The following is a 26,136-nucleotide window of genomic DNA, read 5'->3' on the forward strand; positions in this document are numbered from 1 at the left end:
TTCTTCATCGCTGCAGCGGTCAGACCCTGCCGGCAAACAAGGCAATGCCGGTGGCACAGCCTGCGCTGGCCACGACCAAGGTGGCAATCAGCCAGCGCCGCACAGATTGTGTCGAGGACGCTAGCTGTTCCGCCCATGTGGCGGCCCACGCCTCCTGCTGCATCGCCAGCGCGGTCAATTGCATTTGCTGCTCGGCAAACGCCAATTGCATCTGCGCCACGGACTGCACCAGTGGCGCCATCCCGGCCTCGTTGAGGCGGGCAACCTCCATGAGCGACGCCGCCGTCTGCGTACCCAGCTCATGGCGCTGCTGCGCCATCAGTTCATGCAGCTGAACAAAAGATTGCTTGCCGGACTCGCCTTGCTGCACCAGCTGTCCCGACAACTTCTCCACCGAGTCGCGGTGAGCGGTCACCGTGCCCTGTTCCAGCGTATTCTGGACCTGGTGCAGCATGGGTTGCAACGACAGGCGAATTTCGCGCGGCGTCTCTTCGGCCAGCGATTTGAGCGAGCGAATCTGCATGAGCGCGTCATCCGCACTCATATTGGTGCCCTGGATAATGGCCTGTAAATCTTCCAGCATCGATTCAAACTGGTTCAGCCGCTTGTCCAGCTCGCGGACCGACTTCGTAACAGGCGCCAGCGGTTCCTGCATTACTTTTTGCAATAGTTCCTGAAATTCGTGTTCCTGGCGTGCGATATCGTGTTGATTGTTCATGGCCTTGGTCAATATGAAGTAAAAGTGAATTAAATGGCGGCGGGTTCGATGTGCAGCAGGACTTGCTTGCGTACGTCCACAAGCCGCACGGCAGCCAGCAAGCCCAGAAAGGCGGTGACGCGGTTGCCGGCGGTGCAGATCGCCTGTCGCCGCTGTTCCAGCTCAGCGACATATTCCGCGTCGAGCAGCGACGCAAAGCGGCGGCTCTCCACCAGGTCGTTTTCCATCCGCTGTTCAAACAGCTCGCGCGCCTGCGTGTGCTGTGCCAGTTTCTCCTCCAGCAGCTTGATCGGCGCGATGCCGCCGTCGGCAAGCCGTTGAAAGTCGTCGCGTTTGTAGCGTTGCTCCTCCAGCTCCGCCAGCAGGCCTTCCCGCCAGGCGTGCGCGGCGGCCAGCCAGCGTGTGCGGGCAAGCGCCTTGAGCTCTGCCTGGGCATCGTCGACACAGCGCTTGAAGGTCCTGATATCCCTGGCATAGTCGCTGCCCTCGCCGGTGCTCCAGTATTTGTCCACCCAGTAGGCATTGAGGGTGGAGAGGAAACTGCTGAACGCATCGTCCAGTATGTCGTCGCTGCCGCGGGCGCCATCCTGCAACGCCACACGGCGCCAGAACGACTGCGTGCCTGACATCCGTGCCGTGTCGGGATGGCTGGCCAGCAAGGCCTGCTTCATGGACGACTTCGCGCGCCGGATCACGGCCTTGAAGCCGTCGACGCTTTCGTATGGATCGCCAGGCGCCGTCACAGCAAAAACAAAATGCCGCGCTATGTCTTTCGACAAAACCTCGTCCGTCAATGCTTCCTGCGACTGCTCCAGGCTGGCGCATTGTTTGCCGATATTCTCGGCCGCAAGTTGCGCCTGCCGTTGTTCGTCGTGCGCCCGCCCCAGTACCGCTTGCAGCGCCTCGCTCTCGGCGCCCAGCACTTCCTGGCGTTTTTTCTTCACCCTGGCAATCACCATGTGCGCATCGACGGCAACGCGCAGACGCGCCAATGGCGTGGTCGACGCCTGTATATCGCTCAGCAACTGCTGCTTGAGCGTCAACATCATCGGCTGTACCCGCGCATACAGAAGGGGCTCGGCTTCGCGGGCATCGAGCCACGACTGCCCGAACTCGAGCGGGAAAAAGTTCGCCGCGCGCTTGACATCGTCACTCAGCGGTATCGAACGTTCAATCTGTTCGACCAGGCGCCGCCGGTACAGCGGCACTTCGGCCTCACCCGCATGCTCGCGCACCATGTCGCGCACCGACTGCGCCGTGAAGGAATAGGTGGTGACAATCCGAAATCGCCGCGGCGCGCTTTGCCAGTCCTCGATGCCCGGCAGCGTCAGGCCGCCCCCCTGCAGGAACGACAGGTCATCACCGCGCCCCACCAGCAGGATCAGGTCCGCCAGCGGCACATATTTGCGGGCCATCGCATGCACATGCTCCTGCTCTGCCGCGTTTGCCGGTTTGTCGCCGGGAAGATCGAGCATGCGCACGCCCGACTGCGCGGCATCGGCATCAAAGCATTCCAGCGGGACGAACACGACGCATGGCGCATGTGCGACCAGTTGGCGCATTTCCATCGCCGTTCGCAGCCGGCCAAGTTCCGCCTCCATGGCCAGGTCATCGTCGTACCATGCGGTGGCCGTGTCGTTGACTTTCAGTCCCCAGCGCTGATCCGGCGAACGGCGGTATTCCATCGTGGTGGCGGTGGCCGATTGCCCGGCCGCGCGTCCACCCCGCAAAACCCCCGCCACGCGCGGCATCTGCGTCGCCTGCACTCCCATCAACTCCATCAGCAAGGTGGTTTTGCCGACCTGGGTCTTGCCGAAAACGACCACGTAGGCTTCCGCCTGCTGATCCTTGCTGGCCAGGCGGTCACGGATTTCAGGGCTCAGCGATTCCGCAAAGCGTGTATATGCCCGGAAGGCCCAGTCCAGCCGCTCCTGGTCATGCTGTGCCCATGCCGCGCGCACGCCGGACGCTTGCGCCGGCGCCATGCTGCCCCGGCTCACGCGGCCGCATCCACTTGGAACAGCGCCATCGTATGCCCGGACCGGCTCAGTTCAAACAGCAGGTCACGCTGCAGCGAACGCACATCGGCCAGGGCCTTCGCCAGGCGGTCTTTTTCCATCAACGCTTCATCCAGACGGTAACGCGCGCGCAATGACTGTTCCAGCCGGCCCCGCATCTGGCCCATCATCTGATTGAAATGGTGGATGAAATGCTTGTGGTGGTGTGCTTGTATGCTCTGCAACATCGATTGCGACACGAGCCGCGCCTTCTCGTCATGGATGCGCGTGGCCTGCATGGCGGAATACGCCAGATACCCCACCGCCACCACGCCGACCACGGCCGCGCCAACGCCGCCGATGGCGGCACCGGCGGCCGCCGTCCCGCCGGTGCCGCTGCCGGCAGCCGCGGCCGAGGCGCTGGCCGGATTGAACATGCTCATCAGAGCTGGGATCACGTCGACATCGCCATCGCTGAGCACATCGACGGCAAAGACGGTGGCAATGCTGCGCAAGACCGTCTTGCCCAAGGTCACGCCGTCGCCCAATTGCTGCACCGCCTTTTTCATCATGTCGGCTTGATCGGACTCCTCTGCCACCTTCAACTCCGGCGTCAGGCCCACCAGCGCTGGCATCATGCTGGCCAGCCGCGCATATTCCAGCGTCAGGGCCGGCAAGAGCTTGATCGCGCTGACGACATCCTTGGTCACCAGCTGGGCCTGCCCTTCCGGCGCCCCCTTCACACCCAGAATCACCCGCAGATTTTTCTGATCGTCCTCGTCCGGACGCTGCCAGGCAAGCACTTGCTGCTTTGCATCGACATAGCCCAGTTTTTGCATCGGTGTCGCATCGCTTCCGTGCGCGATGGCGAGGACTTGCTGACCCTGCTCACCGCGCAGTTTCTTCTGCGTCAGCCCGCCGATCATGACGGTGTGCTTTTCCAGCACGTCGGCCTGGCCACCCCACGATGCGCTCACGCTCTGCGCTATGTGCTGGTGACTTTGCGTGGCCGTTCTGGCGAAGTCCTTGATTTTGTTGACCACACCCTCGTGATCGCTGATCAAGCTGCCTTCGAGCGTCTTCCAGGCCGCACCCAGATGCGCTTGCAGCAGGTGGTCGACGCCTTCCAGATAGTCCTCGCGCAAACTATCCCTGGCCTCGTCGAATGCCTCCAGATAGCTGCGCACTGCCTGCAAGCCTTCATTGCCGCTCTCGCGCTCATGAAAGAGCAGCTTGGTTTTATTGTGCACCAGTCCCAGGACCGAGGTCAGGTCACGACTCAGCACCCCGGCCAGACGGCTCAGTTGCGCCTTGCGGTCGCCGCCGCCCGAGCAGGACAGGTCCTGGATCGCCTTGGCCAATGGCTTCAGCCATACTTCACGGTAGTCCGGGTCATCCGCGCCGACGCAAATGATTCTTGTCTCGACCAAGTCGGCTGGCACCTTGAACACATGGGCCGCCGTATCGCGCAACGCCTGCAGGCGCTCCGGCTTGCCGCGGGCGGCTTCCGTTTTACTGATGACCACCAGGGTTTGCGCGCCGCCCAGTTCGCCTTGCAGCATGTCGGTGACGATGTCGACCTGCTGCTGGTTGGCCATGCGCGTCTCGTCCGTGACGACGATGCAACCGACCGCCCCGACAAGGGCCTGGCGCATCAGCTCCTGCCATGATTTATTCTCGCGGTCCTGCGTCTCGTAGCCAGGCAGCAGCAGCCAGGCCTGGTTCGCCCGGTTGAAATAGCGCTGCGGCACCTTCAGCACGGGCAGCAGCACATCCATTTCCGGGTCGCATACGGCTTTCTGGAAGGCGGCGACATCGACGTCGTCCTCTACCAGCACGTATTGCCCGCCCTGCTTGCGCAGGCAGCGCAGCGCGCCCTGCACTTCGGTGTGCGACGCATCTTCCAGCACCAGCACGGGCAGCTTTTCGCCGCGGCCTTCGTTGGGCTGCAGCCATTGCGCCGCCTCGCCATCCAGCGCATACAGCGAGCGCAGCAGCGTAGTTTTTCCCGCCCCTTGTGAGCCGCCGATCGCCAGGATCGACGTCGTGCCCAGCACTTCGGCAAGCAACAGGCGGCGCATGATCAGCGGCATGTCCGTGCGCAGGCGCTCGTCGTTAATCAACTGACTGGCGCCATGCAATTCGCGTAAGGCGGCGTTCAAATCTTGCAGCAAAATTTCAGGAGAATGCATCGTGAGGACTTTCTATCGACAACGGTTTAAACAACTGCGCTCCAGGCGATGTCGATCCCATGCCTATAGTCGTGCGGCAAGCGCATGCGGCAATTCGTGGATGGGGTCTGTCAGGGATGGACGGCACAGACAAAAACTTTCTTTTCAGAATGTTTTCATCTTACACAAGCATAGCGACAGATCGTGTCGCTACCACCCGCCATATCATGTTATTTGTGAAAAAAAGTATATTTACAACAACGCGGCGGCTAGCCCAGGCTGCGCTGACGACAAGAGCCATCGCCATGCATTAATCGGGCCGTATCTGCGCGGCGAAATCACGCTGGCGGAACTGCTCCAGCAAAAAATCGACGAACACGCGCGTCTTCGCGGGCAGCAGTTTCTTGCTGGGATAGTACACGGACAGGGGGCCGGAATCAGCATGCCAGCCGGGCAGCAAGCGGATTAACGCGCCGCTGCGCAAATGGGCCAGCGCGTGCGGCATGGGTAGCAGCGCCACGCCGACGCCGAGGATGGCTGCCTGCGCCATCGCTTCCGGGTCGTCGAAGATGGCGCGCGGGCGGCATTCGGCCACGCCTTCGCCGCCGGATCCGTCGCGCAATATCCAGCTGCGCAATCTGCCGCTGCCAGCCGAGCGGCGCGCCACGCCGTCGAAGTGCGCCAGGTCCGACGGATGCGCGGGCATGGCCTTGCCCTGCATGAAGGCGGGCGACGCCGTGGCGACGATGTGGGCGTGGCCCAATTCCCGCGCCACCACGCCCGGCGTCAGTTCGATGCCGCCGCCGATGGCGACATCGAACCCTTCGCCGATCAAGTCCACTTGCCGGTTGTCGAAATGGCAGTCGGGGATGACGCCAGGATAGCGCGCAATGAATTCGCCCAGCAAGGGCACCACGTAGCTACGCCCGAACGATGGCGCCATGCTGATTTTCAGTATGCCGGCCGGCTGGCCGCCCTCTTCCGCCACGCCGGCGATCGCTTCGCGCAAGGTGGACAGGGCGCCGCCGATCTGCTGCAGGAAGCGCTCGCCCCCTTCCGTCAGGGTCAGGCGGCGCGTGCTGCGCTGGAACAGCCGCAGTCCCAGGCTCGCTTCCAGCCGCGCCACATTCTTGCTGACGGCCGCCGGCGTCAACCCCAGGCGGCGCGCGGCGGCCGAAAAGCTGCCCAGCTCGGCGGACAGCACAAACGATTGCAAGTGATTGAGGGCTTCCATGCCCCTATTCTACCCGTCCATTTGATAGTAATGGTTGAAAGTGATTGTAGGGATTGATGGCTAGCGCGACAGGAATGAAAGGCAGATACTGAATTCCTCGACTCCTCACACAGAAAGCACATCATGCAAACCCCAGCCACCACCAGCACCTCTTTACCACTGCAAGACAAGATCGCGTTTGTGACGGGCGGCTCGCGCGGCATCGGCGCCGCCATCGTGCGCCGCCTTGCCAGCCAGGGTGCCAACGTCGTCTTCACGTATCAAAGTTCCGCCGCCGAAGCGCAGGCGCTGGCCGCCAAAGTCGAAGCGGCAGGCGGCAAGGCCCTGGGCGTGCAAGCCGATGCGGCCGACGCCTCCGCCCTGACGGCCGCCATCGACAAGGTGGCGGCGCAGTTCGGCCGTGTCGATATCCTCGTCAACAATGCGGGCGTGTTCCTGCCCGGCGCCATCGACGACTTTTCGCTGGCAGACTTCGACAAGACCCTGAACGTCAACGTGCGTGCCGTGTTCGTGGCCATCAAGGCGGCCGTGGCACACATGCCGACGGGCGGGCGCATCATCAACATCGGCAGCACGAATGCGCACCGCATGCCGTTCGGCGGCGCGGCCGCCTATGCCATGAGCAAATCGGCGCTGAGCGGCCTGACGCAAGGCCTGTCGCGCGACCTGGGCCCGCGCGGCATCACCATCAACAACGTGGAACCGGGCCCCGTCGCCACGGACATGAACCCGCCGACGGGCGACTTTGCCGACCTGATGCACGGCCTGATGGCCCTGCCCCGCCATGGCACGGCCGATGAAATCGCCGGCATGGTGGCTTACCTGGCCAGCTCGGAAGCGGCGTTCGTCACGGGTGCCGGGCTGAAGATCGATGGCGGTTTTGCCGCCTGATCCAGTCCGAACAGCAGCGAGCGGTGTGCTGCCACGCCTGCCATGGCGCCATCGGCCACCGCAAACGCCACGCTGCCCGCCATGCGGCCCGCGTCGCCGCAGCAAAACACGCCAGGCACGCTGCTGGCCTTTTGCTCGTCGGTGCGCACGAACGGTCCCATGGGTCCCTCTTCCAGCAAGCAGCCCAATTCGCCGGCCAGGGAACTGGCCAGGCGGGTACGGGTGGCCACGAACAGGCCGGCCATTGCGTGGCGGCTGCCGTCGGCCATGACCACGTCGGCCACGCCGTCGATCCGCGCCACGGGCGTGCGCACCAGCGTGACGCCGCGCGCATCGAGCTGCGCCAGCTGCGCGACATCAGGCTCGAACGCGCCATTCAGGAAAAAAGTGACCGTGCCCCAGTCGGGCAGCATCAGGGCGTGGTGCATGGACAGGGGGCCGGTGGCCAGCACGCCGATGGCGCCCTGCTCCAGTTCATAGCCGTGGCAGTACGGGCAGTGAAAGACGCTGCCGCCCCAGCGCTCGGCCAGACCATCGACGGGCGGCAGTTCGTCGATCACGCCGGTGGCCAGCACGAGGCGGCGGCCGTGGACGACATGGCCGTCCGCCAGGGTCACGTCGAAACCATCTCCATCACCGCTCGCCACCGCTTGCACGGCCGTGCCGTCCAGCCATGTGACGCTGGCATACGCCATCAACTGCGCCTTGCCTTCGGCCGCGATGGCGGCCGTGCCGCTACCGTCCTGAGTCAGGAAACCGTGGGAATGGCTGGCGTAGCGGTTGCGGCGCCGGCCGCCGTCGATCACCAGCACACGTCGGCGGGCGCGCGCCAGTTGCGTGGCGGCGGACAGGCCCGCGTAGCTGCCGCCGACGATGATGGCATCGAACGGAATGCCAGGCGATTCAGGAATGTGCATGCGGTGCTCCTTTGTGGGTGGCGTATTGTTGGCTGAAACGGTCAGCCAGGTCGGCCAGGGTGACGGCGCCGAAGCGCCGGATCAGCAATGCCTCGGCTTCGTCAAAGGCGCCGGCCAGCGACTGGTTGACCACTTGCTCCACCAGGCAGCCCGGCTGGTCGACGCGGTTGCCCATGGCGAAGATGGTGGGCGACCCCACGGCCACGTAGATGTCTTGCAGGGTCACCCGGTGCAGGTCGCAGACGATGCGCCAGCCGCCGCCATGGCCCTTGATGGACGCCACGTAGCCGCGCTCGCGCAAGCCGGCCATCACGCGCCGCACCAGCACGGGGTTGGTGTCCAGGTAGCCGGAGAGTTCCTCGGACGTCATCGGGCGTCCCGCGTGGGCCATGTGCAGCAGCACATGGAGGATCGATGATAGTTTGCTGTCGCGTCTCATGTAACTAATGATAGTACATAATCTATGCAGATGCAATTGAGTTGCGATTTTTGCGGCATAAAAAAAGGGCCAGACTTTGCGGCCTGGCCCCAGCTTATGCGATCAATTCACGCTTACACCGGCTTGCGCCGCCGTCCCCGCCACCATACCAGCAAGGCCAGCAACACCAGCACGCCGACGATGATGCCCGCGCGGGCCAGGCCGATCAGGTTTGACGGCGCGCCGCCATTGCGCAAGGTCGTCACCTGTTCCGCCGTCACCTTGATGGCGGGATTGCCGTACATCTTCAGCACGTAATTGCCCAAGGTGACGATCTGCTCGTCCGACAGGGTCTGGCGGAAGGCAGGCATCAAATGACCCGCATGGGCACCCCTGCCATCCTGCCGCTCGACGCCATCGAGGATCGCCATCACCAGGTTGTTGCTGTTGCTGCGGCCCGTCACCGAGTTGTGGAACAGCGGCGGCAAGCTGCCGTCGAAACTGCCCTCGCCCCTGGCCTGGTGGCAGCTGGCGCACTGCGCATCGTACAGCTGCGCGCCCGACATCCTGTTCAGATTTTGCGGCAGCGGCACGCCGCGTATGCTGCTCAACTCGTCGCCCGCCTGGCCCCATTGCGTCACAGGCTTCACGTCCGCCTTGTCGCGGATGGCGGGCACGCTCTTGATGTAGTGCGCGATGGCGTTCAAGTCCGCATCGCTCAGGTGCTTCAGGCTATGGTCGATGGCTTCGGCCATCGGTCCGGCCGCCTGCGCCTTGTTGGCCGCGCGGCCCGTGCGCAGGTAGCCGGCCAGTTCCTGCTGGCTCCAGCCGCCCACTCCGCTGTTGGCGTCCGACGTGATGTTCGGCGCGTACCAAGTGCCCAGGTCGGCCCCGCCCAGCTCCTTCGACAGTTGCTCGGCCATCAGCGCATTGCGCGGCGTGTGGCACGTGGTGCAGTGGGCCAGGCCTTGTGCCAGGTAGGCGCCGCGGTTCCACTCCATGCTTTTCGACGCATCGGCCACGAAGGGCTTCTTGTCGAGGAAGAGCAGATTCCAGCCCGCCATCGACAGGCGGATGTTGAACGGGAACGGCAAGTCCGTCGTTTGCGCCGGCGCCGTGTCCACCGCCGCCACGCCATGCATGAAGTAGGCGTACAGGGCGGCCGTATCGTCATCCGTCACCTTGGCGTAGGCCGTGTAGGGCATGGCCGGATACAGGTGCGCGCCATCGGCCCGCACGCCATGGCGCACGGCGTCGGAAAACTGCTTGAGCGTGTAGTTGCCGATGCCATGCGTTGTCGACGGCGTGATGTTGGTGGCGACAATGGCCCCCAATGGCGTGGCCAGGGCCAGGCCGCCCGCCATCGGTTTGCCGCCAGGTACGCTATGGCAGGCGATGCAGTCGCCCGCCGTGGCCAGGTAGCGGCCACGTTCGATCGACTGCACGTCCGCGCCCGGCGCTTGCGCCGCCAGCACCGGCAAGGCCGCAAGGGATAGCAAGGCGGCACCCGCCGCCAGTCGGTAGGCCGCCATCATGCCGTTCCTCCCTGCTGTTCATCGAGGATGTGCTTGACGGTGCGCAGCGCCACGGCCAGGCCGTTTTCCGTCGAATTGCAGGTGCCGGACGTGGGCAGCACGCCGGTGCTGCACAGGAACAGGTTGGCATGATCAAACGTGCGGCCCCACTGGTCGCACACGGCCTTGGCCGGGTCGGAACCCATCGACAGGGTGCCGCAGATGTGCTGGTTGTTGGCGAACACGCCTTCCTTGCTGTGACGCAGGTTGGTGCCGCCCATCAGCTTGGCGATCTGCTCGAAATCCTGCTTCGAACGCTCGTGGCCACGCTTGGTGTACTCATCGATCGCATAATGCGCCTGCGGCTTGGGGATGCCCATGGCATCCTTTTCACTGCTGAGGGCAATGCGGTTTTCCGGGTTCGGCAGCACTTCCAGCACGTTTTTCAGGCTCATTTCACGGGCCGAGCGGAAACGCAGCTGCTGTTCGAACTCTTCGCCAAACACGCCCTTGCCGATCAGTTCCCTGGTGGCGCCATCGACTCTCGAAATGTTCGTGAAATCCAGGCGGTACGGCGAATGCTGGCTGCGGAAGTCGCCATCGCGCATGGTGTTGATGGAATTGGGGCTTTGCGGGCCCCGGCCCAGCCACAGGTCTTCATCGGCGTCGAAGGTGATCGACGTGCTCGGGTGGTCCATCAGGTTGCGGCCCACCATGTCGCTGCTGTTGGCCAGGCCGTTCGGATATGTGTCCGAGGCGGAAACGAGCAGCAAACGGGGGCTTTCGATGCCGTTGGCCGCCAGAATAAAAGTCTTGGCCGTGACCCGGTGGCTGTTTTTGTCCACGTCGTAGTACAGGGCGGCCGTGATGCGGCCCTGCGCATCGTGTTCCAGCTTGTAGACGTTGGCGTTGCAGACGATCTTGACGCCCGCGTCTTCCGCCTGCTGCGCGGCGATGCCGCCGTGGTATTGCGCGTCGATAGGGCAGATCGGCTGGCAGCTGTTGTTGCCGCAGCAGGCCGGGCGGCCATCGTAGCTGACGCTGTTGCGCGCCACCGTGTTGCCGACGACCTTGAACGACGGGTCGAGGCGTTCGCGAACGCGGCGCATGGCGTACGGCTCCGTCACGGGGTCCATCGGGAAGGCCTGCTTGCGCGGCGAACCCGTATTGTCGGCACCCGAGACGCCCATGATTTCTTCCGCTTCCTGGTAGAACGGTTCCAGATCTGCATAGCTGATCGGCCAGTCGACGCCCACGCCATACAGGGTATGGATGCGGAAATCGTTCGGCACATTGCGCCACGCCTGCGCGGCCCAGTGCCACGAGGTGCCGCCGAACTGGCGGATGTATTCGGCCGGGTACGGATACGGGCCGGCCTGCACCAGGTGGCCGTTATCGGTCGGCTGGTAGATCGGGTGCGGCGCCGTGGCCACCGACGGATACGGCGACATCCAGTCGCTGCGGCGCGTCGTGTTGCGGAAACGGGCGACGATTTCGCCGCGCGACACGCGCGGCCCCGCTTCCAGGATCAGCACCGAGGCACCCGCCAGCGCGAGCTTGCGCGCGGCCAGGGAACCGATGATGCCGGAGCCGATCACGAGGTAATCGGCGGAGAGTTCTTCAGCCATGATGGCTCCTTAAATTGGTTTTCTGGCCCAGCTGCCGTAGGCGCCGTAGGAATACGTGGGAGGCTTGAGCACGTCGGCCACGACGGCAGCGTTCAGCGCCTGCTCGTAGGCGACGCAGACGGCCGCCTCGCCCGTGCCGACGATGCCCAGGTACCAGGCGCTGGCGATCTGGCGCGGCAAGGCCGCCAGCGGCGACTGGGCCGGATCGAGCCCGTCGAGCGCTTCCTGCAGGCCGACCGCCTGCAAGCCCTGCGCGTTGATCAGCGCCAGCAGCGCGCGCACCTTCGCCGGGAAGGCGGCGTCCTGCGCCACCAGTGCGTCATACAGGCGCCTGGCCAGCACGGGGTCGAGCACCTGGCGCCCGACCAGCATGGCCGACACGCCGAGGAAGGCGCCCTGCTCCGCATTGGCGACCGGTGCGGCCAGCGCCCAGGGAATCAGCGCCGCGGCCGACGCCGACAGCAAACCGGCCAGCACCATGCGGCGGCCGGGATTCAGAGGGCCGCGGCCCTCCTTGTGATGTGTAGCGTCCAATTGAAGCTCCCGTGAGTTCAGCAACCGTTCAGAAAGAATGCTTGAGACCGACCATGACCACCGTCTGCCCGCCGTTCGACGACGGCGTGCCGTTTTGCGAATCGCCGACCGAAGCGACGGCGTTGACGATGGCGCCGCCCTGGCCCAGGGTCTGGCCGCGCGCCAGCTGGCGCGCTTCGATCAGGTAGATCGCCGTGCGCTTGGACAGCGCATAATTCTGTTCGAACGACAGCTGGCGGTAGCGCGCGCGGTCCGACACGCCGTTGGCGTGGCTGGCGAAGGTGTCGCTATAGCCGGCGGACAGGAACCATTGCGGCGTCAGCTGGTAGCTCGAGATCAGGCCGGCCGTGTTGAAGATGGCCGTGTCGCGGAAGGCCGAGCGGCTGCCCGCCTGGTATTGCACGTTGCTGGCGTTGGCGCCCACCATCCACTTGCCCATGGTGTAGCGCGCGCTGGCGGCGATGAACGCGATGCTGTCCGCCGAAGCGTAGCCACGGTTGAGGGCAGAGATGCCGAAGCTGCCCGATGCGCTGTCGCTCCAGCCGGCGCCATTCTGTCCGTTTTTCAGTTTCAGGTAGCCAAGCGCAAATTCGGCCGGCGCAGTGCTGTATTTGACGGCGGCGCTGAAGCTGCTGCCCACGGCATTGCCGTCGGCCGCTTCGCCGAAGCCGTATTGGGCGCTGGCCTGCAGGCCGCGCCAGGCGGGCATGCTGTAGGTGACGGAATTGCTGATGCGCACGGTCGTATCGAGGCCGTCGATATCGCCCGGGTGGGCACCGGTGGCTCCCGTCAAGACGTTGCTCGACGCCAAAGAACCCACCAGCAGGTAGTACGGCGTGTACTGGCGCCCGGCCGTCACGCTGCCGTAGGCTGACGATTGCAAACCCACGTAAGCCTGGCGGTTGAACAGGGTGCCGGCGGAACTCATGGCGCCCGTGTCGCTTTCAAAACCGTTTTCCAGCAGGAACAGCGCCTTCAGGTCGCCGCCCAAGTCTTCCACGCCCTGGAAACCGATCTTGCTGGCGGACAAGCTGCCGCTGCGCATGTAGGTGTTCGAATTGCCGCCCTGGTTGCTCGTGTACGCCATGGCCGCGTCGACCACGCCGTAAATCGTGACATTGCTTTGGGCGCAAACGTTTGCGCCGATGAGCGTGGAGACGGCCAGCGCCGCAGCGCGCATGCGTGTAATGTTCATTTTTTCCTGATTTTCCTGTTTTATTGTACGTCCAACAAGTATTGCCGCCGTGATGGCGACATACAGGCGTGGCGCCGCAGTGCTCCCCCCTCCCACGAGTGGGGCGTCCGCTGTTCTTCTTGATTTGAATCAAGTGGAGCAAATTATACGCTTATTTACTCACATGTAAGTAATTGACTGTAAGGCGTAGTCTTATAGCAAAACTTTCTTGTGTCTTATAGCAAAATCGGCAGGCGTGCGGCCGCACGCCCCGCAACGTGCGGAAATGCGCGGAACAGATATGGGGAAAGCAGCGGCTGCGCGTGTCGGAAAACACGCGCCCTGTGGATGTCCAGGCAGACAGAAAAACGGGGGAACTGGGAAGTTCAGCGCAGGATGGCGGGCGCCACTGGCAAAGTTTCGAGGGCAATGAAGGCTTCCAGGGTGCGGCGCATGTCTTCGAACACCTGCTTGCCGTAAGCCGCTTCCAGGTGGGCATACTGCAGGTCGATCAGTTTACCCATCTGCATCAGCAGACTGGCGCCCGCTTCCGACAGGTGCACCTTGCGGCGGCGCTGGTCGCCTTCGAACTTGCTGCGCCCGATCAAGCCGATTTCTTCCATGCGCGCCAGGATGCCGCTCATGCTGGGACTCGATATCTGGCAGATCTCGCACAGCTCGCGCGGTTCCAGGGTCGGGCTTTCATTCAGCGCGCGCATGATGCGCCACTGCTGCTCCGTCACGCCGAAGTGATTGAGGATGGGGCGGAAATGCTGGAGCAGGCTGTCGCGGGCCTTCAGCAGCAGTTGCGGCATGTTCGGATAACGGATCGGTAGCTGCAAGCGGAACTCCCTGGATGGCCGGCAAATGAAGGTCATTATACGGCCCGCCCAGTGCAAACGGCAGGCTGGCAACGATGTATTTTTCGCTACGTCCGTCCTTCCGCCGCTATCAGCGCGCCGTAACAGAGGTCGCGGCTCACCATCAATTCGAGCGGAGAAAACGGCAATCAAGTCAGGTAATTCAACGCGGGCAGATTCCACGGCGTGACCACCTGGATGGAGGACAAGGGCGCCGGCTGCGCCAGGGCCGGCAGCGCGCCCTGCGCCCGCAGCACCTCTTGGCAGGCGCGGCGCATGTCCTGGCCCAGGTCATGGTGCAGCACGGCATGGATGGCGCCCGACTTGAGCAGTGCCACGTTGTCCGCGTCCAGGTCGTGGCCGATGAAGACCTGGCAAGGCCGGTCCGCCTGCGCGAATGCCCGCACGATGGCGGCATTGCCGCCGCCGATCGAATACACGGCGGCGATGTCCGCATGCCCGGCCAGGGCTTGCCGCACCAGCGCGCCCGTGGCGCCATCGATGCCGTGGCCTTCGCTCACTTCGACGATGGATAAATGGCGGTGCCTTTCGCGCAGCGCGCGGCGAAAGCCGATCTCGCGCTCTTCCTCGCCGTGAAAGCGGTTGCTGCTCAGGGTGACCAGCACATGCTGTTTCCTTGGCCGCTTGCCCGCCCCCAGCCACTGGCCGATCAGGCAGGCGGCAGTCTCGCCGGCGGCGCGGTTATCCATGCCCACATAGCTGCGGCGCGCGGAAGCGGGCAAATCCGTCACCAGAGTCACCACGGGAATGCCGGCCGCCGCCAGCCGGTTCACCGCCTCGGCCACGGGCGGCAAGTCCGGCGCTTTCAGCAGCACGCCGTGGCTGCCGTTCTTGCGGATGCGTTCGAGCTGCTCGACGATGCCATTCACCTCCAGGGTTTCATGCAGGTGAAAGCGCGAGCGCAGCACGGCCGGATGCAAGGACGGCAGCTCCGCCTCCAGCGCTGCACGTACGGCGTCCGTAAAGCGGCGCGGCGCCACCATCAGCACGTCGAGCATGAATTTTCTGCCGGACAGGCCCATTTGCGTGCTTTGCCGCGCCAGTTCATCGAGCGCCTGCATCACGCGGCGCACGGTGTTGGCATGCACGCCCCCGCGCTGCTTGATCACGCGGTCGACGGTGGCCACGCTGACGCCGGCCTGCAGCGCCACGACCTTGACGGGAAACGGATGCGTCATGCCATGTCCATGGTAATTGATCGTTTATTGATGGTTTTTTGATGGATTTCCTGATGAAAAATGTGGAGTTTCATCCCTATACTGATTCTACAACTTAAACAACGGAGACACCGCATGATCACCCAAGACGCCGCGCCGTCCGCGCCCTTCTGGCTGTCGCAGCAAGACTGCCAGCTCGATGAGTTCATCCGCACCGTCAGCCAAGACACGGCGCTGGCCGACTATCCCCACGCCGCGTCGGTCGATGCAAATATCCTCGTCTACGACTGCGACCAGGTACGGGCGCTGGCCGCCAGCGCGGCATCGCTGCGCGCGCTGCAGGCCGAATGGGGCAAGGCGCTGATGGACGGTCCCGGCGTCATCGTGCTCCAGCGCGCCGTCGACGACACGGCGACGCTGGAACAGGTCAGCGGCGTGTTTCGTGCGCTGATCGCCGAGCAACATGCCAGCGGCCAGGCGGGCGGCGACCATTTCGCCAAACCGGGCGCGAATGACCGCATCTGGAACGCCCAGCAAAAACTGTGTCTGCGCGCACCCGAAGCGTTCGCGCGCTACTACAGCAATCCCGTCCTGGCCTGGATCGCCGAGGCGTGGCTCGGTCCCGCCTACCAGATGACGGCGCAGGTGAACGTCGTCAACCCGGGCGGTGCCGCACAGGCGCCGCACCGCGACTATCACCTGGGCTTCCAGAGCGCCGCCAGCTGCGCCGCCTATCCCGCGCCCGTGCACCAGATGTCGGCCCTCCTGACCTTGCAGGGCGCCGTCGCCCACTGCGACATGCCGCTGGCATCCGGCCCCACCCTGTACCTGCCCTATTCGCAGCGCTACCAGGCCGGTTTCCTCGCCTGGCAGCAGCGGCCTTTCCGCGACTATTTTGCCCGGCATTGCGTGCAGCTGCCGCTGTCACAAGGCGACGCCGTGTTCTTCAACCCCGCCCTGTTCCATGCGGCGGGCCATAACCGCTCGCCCGACATCCGCCGCATGGCGAACCTGCTGCAGGTGTCGTCGCCGTTCGGTCGCGCCATGGAAGCGCTGGACCGCCGCGCCATGAGCGCCGCGCTGTATCCGGCCCTGCAGGCCTTGCGGGCAGAGGAAACCCTGTCCGCCGATGGGATTGTTCACGCGATTGCCGCCTGCGCAGAAGGCTATGCCTTCCCCAGCAACCTTGATCGTGATCAACCGATCGGCGGCATGGCGCCGCCCACGCAGCAGCAGCTCATGCACGAAGCGCTGGCGCAGGACTGGCCCGCCGCGCGCTTCCTCGACGCGCTCGACAGCCAAGCCTGGCGCCAGCAAGCCTGAACAGCAGCGTTTTAGTACGCCAGCCCGTAGCCGAACTTGTACAGCGGATGGGCCGTGTCATACGGCACGTCCGATTTCTGCACCTGCACTTCGGCCATCGACGAAGGCAGTTCGAACGGCAGCTTGCCTTGCGGCTTGGCCTTGCCCGTCAGGACATCGAACAGCGCGCCGTCGCTCACGCCGAAGTTGGCGAGGATGGCGCTGGCCTTGTCCTGCACGTTGCCGAGGATGGCCGGGCGGTCCAGGTAGACCGTCACCACCGTCTTCGGCGCGAACTTCGCCGCGTTCTTGATCGCCTCGTAGTCGGCGTCGCCATCGACATAGTTCAGGCGCCCTTCGTGCTGCATGCTGCCGAAGATGTAGTTCGGATGCAGGATTTCATACGGCGCGGCCACGCGCAGCAGGGCAACGTCCGCTTCCTGCGGCGTGGCGACCACCGTGTAGCCATACTGCTTGGCCACGGCCGCATCGATGCCGTACAGGTAGACCTTCTTGACGGTGGCCGCCAGCGGCAAGACCTTGTCCTTGTTTTCCAGCAGGACCAGCGAGCGGCGCTGCGCGTCCAGGCCAGCCTCGACGAAGTCCGCCTTGCCCACCGTGGCTGCCGCCTTGGCCGCATCGACGAACGGATGCTCGAACAGGCCCTGCTTGAATTTCTGGATCAGGATGCGCCGCGCCGACGCATTGATGCGCGCTTCCGTCAGCTGGCCCCGCTGCACGGCTTGCGTCAGGTAGGGCGCTTCCGTCACGCCGCCAAACTGGTCCATCCCCGCCGTCACAGCTTTCACATAACGCTCGGCCTTGGTGGCGTCTTCCATGCCCCACGGCGTGCCGAAGCCCATGAAGGAAGGCGCGACGCCGGGCGCCGTGCCGTTGCGGCAGTTGGCGTCGCAGTCGGACGTGATGCCCCAGTCGGACAGGATCACGCCCTCGAAGCCGTATTTTCCGCGCAGCAGATCCGTCAGCATGGTCTTGCTGAAGCCGGCCGCCACCTGTTCCAAGGTGATGCCGTCGATGGTGATATTGCCGTCCGGCAGAGCGTAGGTCGGCATGACGGAGGCCGCCTTGGCCGTGAACGCGCCTTCGAACGGCTTCACGTGGTAGGCGAAGTTGTTGCCCGGGTAAGTCATGTAGCGGCCATAGTAATTGTGGCCATCGAAGCCCTCTTTCGTGGCGCCGTAGCCGACCCAGTGCTTGACGACGGCTACCACGCTGCCGTCATGCAGGCCCGTGTTCCCATCCTGGAAGCCCTCGATATAGTGCTGCACCATGCGCTTGGCCAGGTCCGCATCTTCGCCAAAGGTGCCGTTGATGCGCGACCAGCGCGGCTCGGTGGCCAGATCCGCCTGCGGCGACAGTGCCTGCGTGATGCCGACGGCCAGGTACTCCTGGCGCGCGATGTCGCCGAAGCGGCGCACCAGCGCATCGTCGCCGATGGCGGCCAGGCCCAGGGTTTCAGGCCACTGCGAGAAACCTTTGGTGCCGGCGCTGGCGCCCACCGTGTACTGGAAATGGTGGCGCGGGTCCGTGCTGATGGACACGGGAATGCCGTGGCGCGACGTTTCGCTCAGGGCTTGCACCTTGTTGTACTGCGCCGCCATATTGGCCGCGTCGCCCGCCATGCGCGTGATGAAGGTGTTGACATACTGCTTGACGATCAGGTCTTGCAGCGCCGTCAAGTCGTATGCGCCGCCCTGGCCGATGCCGGAAGGGTCGGACACGGTGGGCGCCGTGCCGTGCATCATCAGGCCCGCTTTTTCATCAAGGCTCATGCGGGACAACAAATCGTCGGCACGCGCTTCGGCTGGCAGGCGCCAGTCTTCATACGGGTCGATCTTGCCGTTGCGGTTCATGTCCTTGAAGGTATAGCCGTCGACCTGGATCTGGCTGTAGGTGGTGGCGCCAAACACGGGCTGCGTGTATTGCTCGCTGCCGTTATTGCCGCAGGCGGCCAGGGCAAGCGTGGCGACGCAGCCGGCGACCATGCGGGCCATCGGTTTCATAGTGCAATTCATCATTATCTCCAAGACTGTTTTTGTAGGTATCCGGGTGGCATCAGGGCCAGCCCGAAATCAATATAGCGTGAGAATGCGTGAGTTTCTTGACCGCACAGCACGCGTTTTATACCCGCGAGAACAATTTTTGGTTAGACGGCATGACAACCAACAATCTCCTACAAAGTGCTAATATTTGTGAAAAATTACTACAACAAGCAGGAGACACCCTTGCACAAACCCGATACGCGCACGGTTTCGAACCGGATTGCGCAGCAATGCGCGCGCGCCATGCAAGCCGATGGGCACGACCCCGCCGACTTCTTCCGGCAGACCGGCATCACGCCGGCGCAGCTGAACGAGCCTGGCGGGCGCATCAACGCCGAGCGTCACCGCCGCATGACGGCTTATGCGCAGCAACTGCCGCAGCACCGGGCGATTCTCGACCTCGACGTGACGCACTGGTTCGCGCATTACTCGGGCATCGCCCACGTCTGCTTCAACCGCCCCACCCTGCGCAGCGCGCTGCACGAGCTGCTGCACTTGCGGGGCCTGATCGGCGAATTCGACTTCATGCTGATGAGTGAAAATGGCACGCGCATCGAGATCGAATACCTGTCCGAATTCTGTTCGCTAGGCGGCGCCATGCAGGCGCTGGCCAATTTCCGCATGCTGTCGCTGGTGGCGCGCGCCTACGACGATGGCGCGCCCACCGCCTTCCATGCCGGCTTCCAGGGCAAGGCGCCGTGGTTCGCGTCGGCCATTTCCGAGTGCTTCGGCGCCACCGCCATTTTTAGCCAGGCGCGCAATACCTTGACGTTTGACGCACCGGCGCTGGACCGGCCTTTCGCCCAGTTCAACGCCATGCTGGCGCCGCACGCGCTGCGGCACGCGCAAGGGCAATTGCAGCAGTTGCAGGGCGCGCAGCTGTTTTCGGCCCGCGTGGAGCAAGCCATCATCGATCTGCTGGGCCGGCAAGGCGCGGGCGACGCCGACAGCGCCTCGCTGCTGCCGGCCCTGTGCGACGGCCTGGCGATGAACCGCTGGACCTTGCAACGTCAATTACAGCAGGAGCAGACCTCGTTCCGCGCGCTGGAACTGCGCGCCAAGAGCCGCGAATCGCGCCGTTTGCTGCGCGAAACGAGCCTGAGCGTGGTGGAAATCGGCGAACGCCTGGGCTTTTCCTCGCAAAGCGCGTTCACCCGCTTCTTCAAGACCCAGTTCGAGCTGCCGCCGGCGCGCTACCGGCACGACATGCAAGGCAGCTCATAGGACGTCAGAAGAAATGGCGCACGCCCGCCATCACGCCATTCTGCGTGCGCCCCGCACCCACCGTGCCGCCCGCGTCCAGCGCCACGGCCGCCGCGCCAACGTTGTCCATGCGGCCGATGGCGCCGTAGATGGCCGTGCGCTTGGACAGGTGATAGGTCAGGCGCGCGGTGGCCAGGGTGGCATCGTTCGGGCTGTCCTTCACGGCCAGTTTGGCCACCTGGCCGTCAAGCACCAGCGCTGGCGCGAGCGGCCAGGCGGCGCCCACATACAGCAGTTGCGAGTCGACGGCCCCCCCGGCGGCTCGGATGGTGCGGTCGATGATGCCGCCGCCGATTTTCAGTTGATCAAACATGGCATAGGCGCTGGCAATCACGCGGCGGTCGAAGTTGCGGCTCGACGTGAGGCCGTTGGCCGCGCCTGCGTTGCCGTACATGATGTCGTACGACGCCGTGGCGCCGTAGCGGCCCGTGTCGTAGCCCAGCAAGGCGGTAATCTGGCGGCAGGCCTTGGCATTGCCCGCCACTTCGCCCGCGCAGCCCGTGGCTGCCGGCCCGCCCGCCGCCGAGGCATCGCGTCCCAGGCTGTAGGTGGCGCCCACGGTCACGTCGGAAAACGTGCCCAGGTAACCGACGGCGTTGTCGCTGCGGGCGTTCGGCAGGTACAGATCGAGGCTGCTGATGGAAAACAAGGCCGGCCCCATGATGTCGGACTTTTGCGTGGCCCAGAACGACATGTTCATCTGCCGCCCCAGCATCACGCTGCCATAGCGCCCCTTCAGGCCCACCCACGACTGGCGGCCGAACAGTCTCCCGCCTTGCCCCGCAACGCCCGTATCGACGCCGAAGCCCGATTCCAGCGCGAAGATGGCCTGCAAGCCGCCGCCCAGGTCTTCCACGCCCTTGAAGCCGAAACGCGACGGCAATGAACCGGTCAAAGTGGGCATCTTGGTGACGCTGTCGCCGGCCGCATTGGCATTCGTCGTGTAGGCCAGCGAACTGTCGAGCACTCCATACAGGGTGACGCTGCCTTGCGCATAGGCGGTGCTGCAGGCGCACGCGCCCAGCAGCGCCATGGTGATGGCCTTGATTTTTTTCATGCTTGTCTCCGTTTTTGTATTTATTTATTCTGCGTCTGGCTGCGCATCGGGGTGCGCTTCGCGAAATGCCGGCAGCGCCTCGCAGTGCGCGACGATGCGGCGTATCGTGGGATACGGCGCCAGGTCGCACTGGAAGCGCAGCGCGTTGTATACCTGCGGCACCAGGCAGCAATCGGCCAGGGTGGGCGTGTCGCCATGGCAGAACAGGCCCGTGTGGGGACTATTTGCCAGTTCCGCTTCCAGCGCGGCCAGGCCCAGATTGGTCCAGTGCTGGTACCACGCGTTTTTCTGCGCCTGCGACAGGGCCAGGGGTCCCGTCAGGTAATTGAGGACGCGCAGGTTGTTGAGCGGATGGATGTCGCAGGCGCACACCATGGCCAGCTGACGCACGCGGGCGCGGCCCAGGGCATCGGCCGGCAGCAGTTTTTGCCCCTCCTGCGTCTCGTCCAGGTATTCGATGATGGCCAGTGATTGGGTCAGCACGGCGCCGCCGTCCTCCAGCACGGGCAGCAGGTGCTGCGGGTTCAGGCTGGAAAACGCCGGCGTAAACTGTTCGCCGCCATTGCGGCTCAGGTGCACATACGCCGTGTCGGGATGCAGGTTTTTCAGGTTCAGCGCGATGCGCACGCGGTAGGACGCGGAGCTGCGGTAATAGCCATGCAATTTCATACGGTGCTTTCTTTCAGGGTGACAGGAACGGCGCCGGCGGCATTTCGGGTGCGCATCAGGCGGCCCATGGCCAGCAAGGCCAGGGACGCCAGCACGGCGGGAATGGCCAGCAAAAAGAAGATGGTTTCGTTATCGAGTTTCAGGGTCAGCATCAGGCCACCGGCCATGGAGCCGAGCACGGAGCCGCTGCGCCCCACGGCGGCGGCCCAGCTGACGCCCGTGGCGCGGCTCGACGTCGGGTAAAACGCGGCGGCCAGCGCATTGGCGCCCACTTGCGAACCACTGACGCCAAAACCCACGCCAAAGACGGCCAGCACCAGCAAGGCCAGGCTGCTGCCCGACAGGGCCACGACGACGATGCAGCCGGCGGCGGCAAGGTAGGCGATGCTCAGTACTTTATGCGGGCTGTAGCGGTCCATCCAGCGGCCCAGCAGGATGGCGCCGACGGTGCCGCCCACCTGGAACATCATCGTCACGAGCGAGGCGTTCGACAGGGACAGGCCATTACCGTTGAGCAAGGTCGGCATCCAGCTCGACAGCAAATAGATGATCAATAAACTCATGAAAAACGTGGACCACAGCAGCAAGGTGCCGCCGAGCACGCCGGGACGGAACAATTCCGCCATCGGCGAACCGGCCAGTTTCTTGTCGCTGACGACGAGGCGCGGCAAGGCGGCCAGGGTGGGCGCGATGCGGCGCACGATGTTCAGCACCTGGCTGCCATCGCGGCCTTTCAGCACCAGCCAGCGCAGCGATTCGGGCAGCGCCAGCAGCAGCACGGGCACCAGCAGCAGCGGCAAGGCGCCGCCCAGCATCAGCACGCCGCGCCAGCCGATCAGGTGCAGCAGTTGCGCCGACGCCAGGCCGCCCAGCGCGGAACCGATGGTAAAGCCGCAGAACATCATGGTCACCAGGCCGGAACGGCGCTGCTTCGGGCAGTATTCGGACGTCATGGTCACCGACGTGGGCATGGCGCCGCCGAGGCCCAGCCCCGTGAGGAAGCGCAGCACCAGCAGCATGGTCAGATCCGTCGACCAGGCCGACAGCAGGCTGGCCGCGCCGAAGAAGGCCACGGAGACGATCAGCACGGGACGCCGGCCATAGCGGTCGGCCAGGGGGCCGAACAAAAACGACCCCGCCATCAGGCCAAACAGCCCTGCGCCGAACAGGGGCGCCAGCGCGGCGGGCGTCAAGCCCCACTCGGCGCGGATGGCCGGCGCGATGAAGCCGATCGAGGCCGTGTCGAAGCCGTCGATGGCGACGATCAGAAAGCATAGCCAGAGGATCAGTTTCTGGTAGCGGGAAAACGGGTGGCTGTCGAGGAAGTGCTGGACGTCGGTGCCGGCGTGGGTAGTCATTATCTTGTCTCCGTTGTTATTGTTCGCTTGGGCTGCGCGATCTGTGCCGCGCTGGCCCGGTGGTTTACTTGACGGCGACGGTGATCGGCGTCAAACCGCCTATGCGCGCATCCATCGTCTGGCCGGCGGTGACGGCGCCCACGCCTTCGGGCGTGCCCGTCATGATGATGTCGCCCGGCTGCAGTTCGAACAGGGTCGACAGATTGGCGATGACTTCATTGACGGACCAGATCAGGTGCGTCAAATCGCTTGTCTGCACGACCTTGCCGTCGACTTCCAGCACGATGGCGCCCGTGGTGATCTCGCCGGACGCCGCGATGGGCGTGAGCGCGCCGATGGGCGCCGAATAGTCGAAGGCCTTGCCGATTTCCCATGGCCGCCCCTGTTCGCGCATGCGCATCTGCAGGTCGCGCCGCGTCATGTCCAGGCCCACGCCATAGCCGAAGATGTGCGTGGCCGCGTCCTCCAGGGCGATATTGCTGCCGCCCTTGCCGATGGCGACCACCAGTTCGATTTCATGGTGGTAGTTCGACGTCTGCGCCGGATATGGCACGGTGGCCGTCACGCCGGGCGGCACGGGCACAACGGACTTGTCGTCATTCGGCTTGCAAAAGAAGAATGGCGGTTCGCGGTCCGGATCGAAGCCCATTTCGCGCGCATGGGCGGCGTAGTTGCGGCCCACGCAGTAGATGCGGCGCACGGGAAACTGGCTGTCGCTGCCGACGATGGGCAGGCCGGCGATGGCTTGAGGGGCGAAGATGAAGTTGGTCATGGTGAAATCCTGTGTGAAAAATCAATCGGTCAAAAACTGCTCGCGCAGCACGCCCATGGCAAGCTGCACTGGGCGGTCGGAAAAACTGAACAGCACGACGTCGTCCAGCGGGCAGTCGAAGGAGACAGCAGCCCACGACGGCACGACGAAGGTGTCGCGCGGGGCGAAGTCAAACACCTGCGCACCGATCGTCACCGTGCCGCGGCCTTCGACCACGCTGTAGACGGTGCCGTCCGTGCTGCGCGCGCGCTTGCCGGCAAACCCTTTCGGCAGCAGCTGCAGGAAGGTGGCCATGGTGGGCATGGGCGAGCCGCCCGTCAGCGGATTCGTGTAGCGCAGCTTGTAGCCGTGCCAGTCGTCGATGGCGTCCGTGCGCGACAGCAGCTCCAGCGCCTCGCGCGAACGGGCATACGGGTAGTTGAAGATGGGCGAGGTCGCGCCCTGGTGCAACTGCTTCACGGGCGCCATGTTGTAGCCGTAGCGGGCCAGGCTCTGGCCTTCCGGGCGGGTGACGGTCTGGCTGTCTTCCGTGTCGTTTTCCGCGAAACCCGAGTCGAAATAGCGCAGCATGGGAATGTCGAGGCCATCGAGCCACACCACCGGCTCGCAGACGCCGTCGATACCCAGGTTGCCATGGTCATGCCAGGTCCAAGACGGCGTGATGATGAAGTCACCCGGGTGCATGGTGGTGCGCTCACCCGCCACCGTCGTGTAGGCGCCCTGCCCTTCGATCACAAAGCGCAACGCGGACTGGCTGTGACGGTGCGAGGGCGCCACTTCGCCCGGCAAAATCAGCTGCAGGCCCGCGTACAGCGATTGCGTGATGGACGCGCGGCCAGGCAAGGCCGGGTTTTCCAGCACCAGCACGCGGCGCACGGCTTCGTGGGCCGTGATGACTTCGCCGGCGCGCGCCAGCTGCGGCGCGATGTCGGCATAACGCCACAGGGCGGGAGCATACGGCGCCGTCGGACGAGGCGGCACGAGGGTGTGCAGGGATTGCCACAGCGGCGACAAATGCATGCCGCTCAGGGCTGCATATAAAGCTTCGCGTTCGGGCGTTTGATGGGAAGTCATGCTGCGTCCTTCTCGGTGGTGGCCAGACAGGTTTGCGCCGTCCAGCCATACAGCCAGGCCAGCGCCTCATAGAATTGCGCGGGCGTGCGACCGCGCCACAGGTCATTGCGCACCAGGCGCTCGACGCCTTTGGCGTGGTACAGCCGGCCCATCTCGCGGGCCGACAGCACCACGCGCGCCGTGCGGGCGATGCGCGAACGCTGGTACAGCTGGAAGGCGGCAGCCATGTCGAAGTCGCATGCACGCACGGCTTCGCCCAGGGTCACGGCGTCTTCCAGCGCCATGCAGGCGCCCTGCGCCAGGTATTGCAGCATCGGGTGGGCCGAGTCGCCCAGCAAGGTCATGCGCTTCGTGCTCCAGTTGGCGACGGGGTCGCGGTCGGCCGTGCTCCAGCGTTTCCACGATGTCGGCTTGTGCAGCAGCTGGCGCGGCTGCGCATGGACGCCGTCGAAGTAGGACAGCACTTCTTCCTTGCTGCCGTCCGTGACGCTCCATTCTTCCTGCTCGCGGCTGTGGAAGGTCACCACCAGGTTGTATTGCTCGCCATTGCGCAGCGGGTAGTGCACGAGGTGGCAGTTCGGCCCGGCCCAGACAACGGGCGCGTTCCAGCGCAGGTCGGACGGCATGTCGGCCGCCGGCACCACGGCGCGGTAGACCACATGGCCGGAAACGCGGACCTGGTCGCCCACGATGCGCTCGCGGATCACGGACTTGACGCCGTCGCAGCCAATCAGCGCATCGGCGCGGAAGCTGCGCCCCGCCGCATCCTGCACGGTGACGCCGTCCGCACCTTCCACCACGTCCGTCACCTGCGACGACGTCACAAAGGTGATCAGCGGCGAAGTGCGCACGGCGTCGAGGATGGCGCCGTGGATGTCGGCGCGGTGGATCACGGCATAGGGATTGCTGAAGCGCTCGCGGAAGGCCGCGTCGACGACAAAGGTGCCTACCTCGCTCGCGTCGACGGCGTCCATCATCACCAGGCGCTCCGTGAACACGGCCTTGGCACGCGTGCGTTCGCCCACGCCCAGCGCGTCGAGCGCGGCGAAGGCGTTGGGCGCCAGCTGGATGCCGGCGCCGATCTCGCCCAGCGCCGACGCCTGTTCCAGCACGGTGACGGCCAGCCCCAGGCGCGACAGGGACAGCGCGGCGGCCATGCCGCCGATGCCGCCGCCGACGATCAGCACGGACGGCTTGTGGGTATGTTCCATTTCTTTCCTCCAATTGATCTGTGTGCTTGCGCGATGCACGTTTGCCGTGCTCTTGGTATGGCAAGCAGTGTGCCGACAGGTCAATATTTGGTAAAGCGATGGAATACAATAGCCACAATCAAGTTTTTAAATA

22 protein-coding genes are annotated in these 26,136 nt (G+C 64.5%); 3 read left to right on the forward strand and 19 right to left on the reverse strand.

The annotated features are described in order from the left end of the window. Positions 1 to 19: 19 nt before the first annotated feature. The 4 genes from AC3IQ7_RS17665 to AC3IQ7_RS17680 all read right to left on the reverse strand — a co-directional run bounded on the left by AC3IQ7_RS17665 (position 20) and on the right by AC3IQ7_RS17680 (position 6,120). Positions 20 to 718, reverse strand: a complete 699-nt coding sequence (locus tag AC3IQ7_RS17665) for a hypothetical protein (protein ID WP_099377343.1) — start codon at positions 716 to 718, stop codon at positions 20 to 22. Positions 719 to 747: 29 nt separating this feature from the next. Next, positions 748 to 2,703, reverse strand: a complete 1,956-nt coding sequence (locus tag AC3IQ7_RS17670; RefSeq protein ID WP_489206848.1) for a hypothetical protein — start codon at positions 2,701 to 2,703, stop codon at positions 748 to 750. Positions 2,704 to 2,714: 11 nt separating this feature from the next. Further along, entirely contained in the window at positions 2,715 to 4,907 is a 2,193-nt protein-coding gene (locus tag AC3IQ7_RS17675) for a hypothetical protein (protein ID WP_489206849.1), read from the reverse strand. Positions 4,908 to 5,196: 289 nt separating this feature from the next. Next, positions 5,197 to 6,120 carry a LysR family transcriptional regulator gene (locus AC3IQ7_RS17680; RefSeq protein WP_322428789.1) on the reverse strand — a complete coding sequence of 308 codons (924 nt, stop codon included), beginning with the start codon at positions 6,118 to 6,120 and terminating at the stop codon, positions 5,197 to 5,199. A gap of 123 nt (positions 6,121 to 6,243) precedes the next feature. Here AC3IQ7_RS17680 and AC3IQ7_RS17685 point away from each other — a divergent pair, with 123 nt between their 5' ends. Further along, a complete protein-coding gene (locus AC3IQ7_RS17685; RefSeq protein WP_489206850.1) occupies positions 6,244 to 7,011 on the forward strand; it encodes an SDR family oxidoreductase in 768 nt (255 codons plus the stop codon). On the opposite strand, the gene AC3IQ7_RS17690 is transcribed toward AC3IQ7_RS17685, so the two are convergent. The 8 genes from AC3IQ7_RS17690 to AC3IQ7_RS17725 form a co-directional block, all read right to left on the reverse strand. Beyond that, a complete protein-coding gene (locus AC3IQ7_RS17690; RefSeq protein WP_489206851.1) occupies positions 6,939 to 7,928 on the reverse strand; it encodes an NAD(P)/FAD-dependent oxidoreductase in 990 nt (329 codons plus the stop codon). The two genes, AC3IQ7_RS17685 and AC3IQ7_RS17690, sit on opposite strands and share 73 nt — an antisense overlap. Next, positions 7,915 to 8,367: an RrF2 family transcriptional regulator gene (locus tag AC3IQ7_RS17695; RefSeq protein WP_489206852.1), complete on the reverse strand. Its 453-nt coding sequence runs from the start codon at positions 8,365 to 8,367 to the stop codon at positions 7,915 to 7,917. Before AC3IQ7_RS17695 ends, AC3IQ7_RS17690 begins: the two co-directional genes overlap by 14 nt. Before the next feature lie 113 nt (positions 8,368 to 8,480). Next, positions 8,481 to 9,881, reverse strand: coding sequence for a cytochrome c (locus tag AC3IQ7_RS17700; RefSeq protein WP_322428793.1), 1,401 nt, complete (start codon positions 9,879 to 9,881; stop codon positions 8,481 to 8,483). Next, entirely contained in the window at positions 9,878 to 11,488 is a 1,611-nt protein-coding gene (locus AC3IQ7_RS17705) for a GMC family oxidoreductase (protein ID WP_489206853.1), read from the reverse strand. The genes AC3IQ7_RS17700 and AC3IQ7_RS17705 overlap by 4 nt, the downstream gene beginning before the upstream one ends. 9 nt (positions 11,489 to 11,497) lie before the next feature. Further along, a complete protein-coding gene (locus AC3IQ7_RS17710) occupies positions 11,498 to 12,022 on the reverse strand; it encodes a sugar dehydrogenase complex small subunit (protein ID WP_489206854.1) in 525 nt (174 codons plus the stop codon). A gap of 28 nt (positions 12,023 to 12,050) precedes the next feature. Then, positions 12,051 to 13,217 (reverse strand): porin, encoded by a 1,167-nt coding sequence (locus AC3IQ7_RS17715; protein ID WP_489206855.1) that lies wholly within the window; start codon positions 13,215 to 13,217, stop codon positions 12,051 to 12,053. A 365-nt stretch (positions 13,218 to 13,582) separates the two neighbouring features. Next, positions 13,583 to 14,038 carry a homoprotocatechuate degradation operon regulator HpaR gene (gene hpaR, locus AC3IQ7_RS17720; RefSeq protein WP_233516081.1) on the reverse strand — a complete coding sequence of 152 codons (456 nt, stop codon included), beginning with the start codon at positions 14,036 to 14,038 and terminating at the stop codon, positions 13,583 to 13,585. A 167-nt stretch (positions 14,039 to 14,205) separates the two neighbouring features. Beyond that, a complete protein-coding gene (locus AC3IQ7_RS17725) occupies positions 14,206 to 15,255 on the reverse strand; it encodes a LacI family DNA-binding transcriptional regulator (protein WP_489206856.1) in 1,050 nt (349 codons plus the stop codon). Between the two features lie 114 nt (positions 15,256 to 15,369). Here AC3IQ7_RS17725 and AC3IQ7_RS17730 point away from each other — a divergent pair, with 114 nt between their 5' ends. After that, the gene (locus tag AC3IQ7_RS17730; RefSeq protein WP_489206857.1) at positions 15,370 to 16,557 is read left to right on the forward strand and encodes a phytanoyl-CoA dioxygenase family protein; all 1,188 of its coding nucleotides are present in this window, start codon (positions 15,370 to 15,372) and stop codon (positions 16,555 to 16,557) included. An 11-nt stretch (positions 16,558 to 16,568) separates the two neighbouring features. Here the strand turns inward: AC3IQ7_RS17730 and AC3IQ7_RS17735 are convergent, their stop codons facing one another. Further along, the gene (locus AC3IQ7_RS17735; protein ID WP_489206858.1) at positions 16,569 to 18,560 is read right to left on the reverse strand and encodes a glycoside hydrolase family 3 protein; all 1,992 of its coding nucleotides are present in this window, start codon (positions 18,558 to 18,560) and stop codon (positions 16,569 to 16,571) included. Positions 18,561 to 18,782: 222 nt separating this feature from the next. On the opposite strand from AC3IQ7_RS17735, the gene AC3IQ7_RS17740 reads away from it, so the two are divergent. Further along, entirely contained in the window at positions 18,783 to 19,823 is a 1,041-nt protein-coding gene (locus tag AC3IQ7_RS17740; protein ID WP_489206859.1) for a helix-turn-helix transcriptional regulator, read from the forward strand. 4 nt (positions 19,824 to 19,827) lie between these two features. Here the strand turns inward: AC3IQ7_RS17740 and AC3IQ7_RS17745 are convergent, their stop codons facing one another. The 6 genes from AC3IQ7_RS17745 to AC3IQ7_RS17770 form a co-directional block, all read right to left on the reverse strand. Then, positions 19,828 to 20,919 (reverse strand): porin, encoded by a 1,092-nt coding sequence (locus tag AC3IQ7_RS17745; RefSeq protein WP_489206860.1) that lies wholly within the window; start codon positions 20,917 to 20,919, stop codon positions 19,828 to 19,830. Positions 20,920 to 20,943: 24 nt separating this feature from the next. After that, positions 20,944 to 21,588 (reverse strand): maleylacetoacetate isomerase, encoded by a 645-nt coding sequence (maiA, locus tag AC3IQ7_RS17750; RefSeq protein ID WP_099377359.1) that lies wholly within the window; start codon positions 21,586 to 21,588, stop codon positions 20,944 to 20,946. After that, complete coding sequence (locus AC3IQ7_RS17755; protein ID WP_489206861.1) at positions 21,585 to 22,946, reverse strand: MFS transporter; 1,362 nt, start codon at positions 22,944 to 22,946, stop codon at positions 21,585 to 21,587. Before AC3IQ7_RS17755 ends, maiA begins: the two co-directional genes overlap by 4 nt. Positions 22,947 to 23,010: 64 nt before the next feature. Next, positions 23,011 to 23,718 (reverse strand): fumarylacetoacetate hydrolase family protein, encoded by a 708-nt coding sequence (locus AC3IQ7_RS17760; protein WP_489206862.1) that lies wholly within the window; start codon positions 23,716 to 23,718, stop codon positions 23,011 to 23,013. A 21-nt stretch (positions 23,719 to 23,739) separates the two neighbouring features. After that, positions 23,740 to 24,792: a gentisate 1,2-dioxygenase gene (gene gtdA / locus AC3IQ7_RS17765; RefSeq protein ID WP_489206863.1), complete on the reverse strand. Its 1,053-nt coding sequence runs from the start codon at positions 24,790 to 24,792 to the stop codon at positions 23,740 to 23,742. Continuing rightward, on the reverse strand, positions 24,789 to 26,003 hold the full coding sequence (locus AC3IQ7_RS17770; protein ID WP_489206864.1) for a 3-hydroxybenzoate 6-monooxygenase: 1,215 nt from the start codon (positions 26,001 to 26,003) through the stop codon (positions 24,789 to 24,791). Before AC3IQ7_RS17770 ends, gtdA begins: the two co-directional genes overlap by 4 nt. Positions 26,004 to 26,136 lie beyond the last annotated feature (133 nt).

The organism is Janthinobacterium sp. GL_088 (assembly GCF_057837845.1).

Excerpts from the sequence above, each read along its gene's own strand:
- AC3IQ7_RS17665 (WP_099377343.1), bottom strand. The coding sequence starts at position 718 with ATGAACAATCAACACGATATCGCACGCCAGGAACACGAATTTCAGGAA.
- AC3IQ7_RS17670 (WP_489206848.1), bottom strand. The coding sequence starts at position 2,703 with ATGGCGCCGGCGCAAGCGTCCGGCGTGCGCGCGGCATGGGCACAGCAT.
- AC3IQ7_RS17675 (WP_489206849.1), bottom strand. The coding sequence starts at position 4,907 with ATGCATTCTCCTGAAATTTTGCTGCAAGATTTGAACGCCGCCTTACGC.
- AC3IQ7_RS17680 (WP_322428789.1), bottom strand. The coding sequence starts at position 6,120 with ATGGAAGCCCTCAATCACTTGCAATCGTTTGTGCTGTCCGCCGAGCTG.
- AC3IQ7_RS17685 (WP_489206850.1), top strand. The coding sequence starts at position 6,244 with ATGCAAACCCCAGCCACCACCAGCACCTCTTTACCACTGCAAGACAAG.
- AC3IQ7_RS17690 (WP_489206851.1), bottom strand. The coding sequence starts at position 7,928 with ATGCACATTCCTGAATCGCCTGGCATTCCGTTCGATGCCATCATCGTC.
- AC3IQ7_RS17695 (WP_489206852.1), bottom strand. The coding sequence starts at position 8,367 with ATGAGACGCGACAGCAAACTATCATCGATCCTCCATGTGCTGCTGCAC.
- AC3IQ7_RS17700 (WP_322428793.1), bottom strand. The coding sequence starts at position 9,881 with ATGATGGCGGCCTACCGACTGGCGGCGGGTGCCGCCTTGCTATCCCTT.
- AC3IQ7_RS17705 (WP_489206853.1), bottom strand. The coding sequence starts at position 11,488 with ATGGCTGAAGAACTCTCCGCCGATTACCTCGTGATCGGCTCCGGCATC.
- AC3IQ7_RS17715 (WP_489206855.1), bottom strand. The coding sequence starts at position 13,217 with ATGAACATTACACGCATGCGCGCTGCGGCGCTGGCCGTCTCCACGCTC.
- AC3IQ7_RS17725 (WP_489206856.1), bottom strand. The coding sequence starts at position 15,255 with ATGACGCATCCGTTTCCCGTCAAGGTCGTGGCGCTGCAGGCCGGCGTC.
- AC3IQ7_RS17730 (WP_489206857.1), top strand. The coding sequence starts at position 15,370 with ATGATCACCCAAGACGCCGCGCCGTCCGCGCCCTTCTGGCTGTCGCAG.
- AC3IQ7_RS17735 (WP_489206858.1), bottom strand. The coding sequence starts at position 18,560 with ATGAAACCGATGGCCCGCATGGTCGCCGGCTGCGTCGCCACGCTTGCC.
- AC3IQ7_RS17745 (WP_489206860.1), bottom strand. The coding sequence starts at position 20,919 with ATGAAAAAAATCAAGGCCATCACCATGGCGCTGCTGGGCGCGTGCGCC.
- maiA (WP_099377359.1), bottom strand. The coding sequence starts at position 21,588 with ATGAAATTGCATGGCTATTACCGCAGCTCCGCGTCCTACCGCGTGCGC.
- AC3IQ7_RS17755 (WP_489206861.1), bottom strand. The coding sequence starts at position 22,946 with ATGACTACCCACGCCGGCACCGACGTCCAGCACTTCCTCGACAGCCAC.
- AC3IQ7_RS17760 (WP_489206862.1), bottom strand. The coding sequence starts at position 23,718 with ATGACCAACTTCATCTTCGCCCCTCAAGCCATCGCCGGCCTGCCCATC.
- gtdA (WP_489206863.1), bottom strand. The coding sequence starts at position 24,792 with ATGACTTCCCATCAAACGCCCGAACGCGAAGCTTTATATGCAGCCCTG.
- AC3IQ7_RS17770 (WP_489206864.1), bottom strand. The coding sequence starts at position 26,003 with ATGGAACATACCCACAAGCCGTCCGTGCTGATCGTCGGCGGCGGCATC.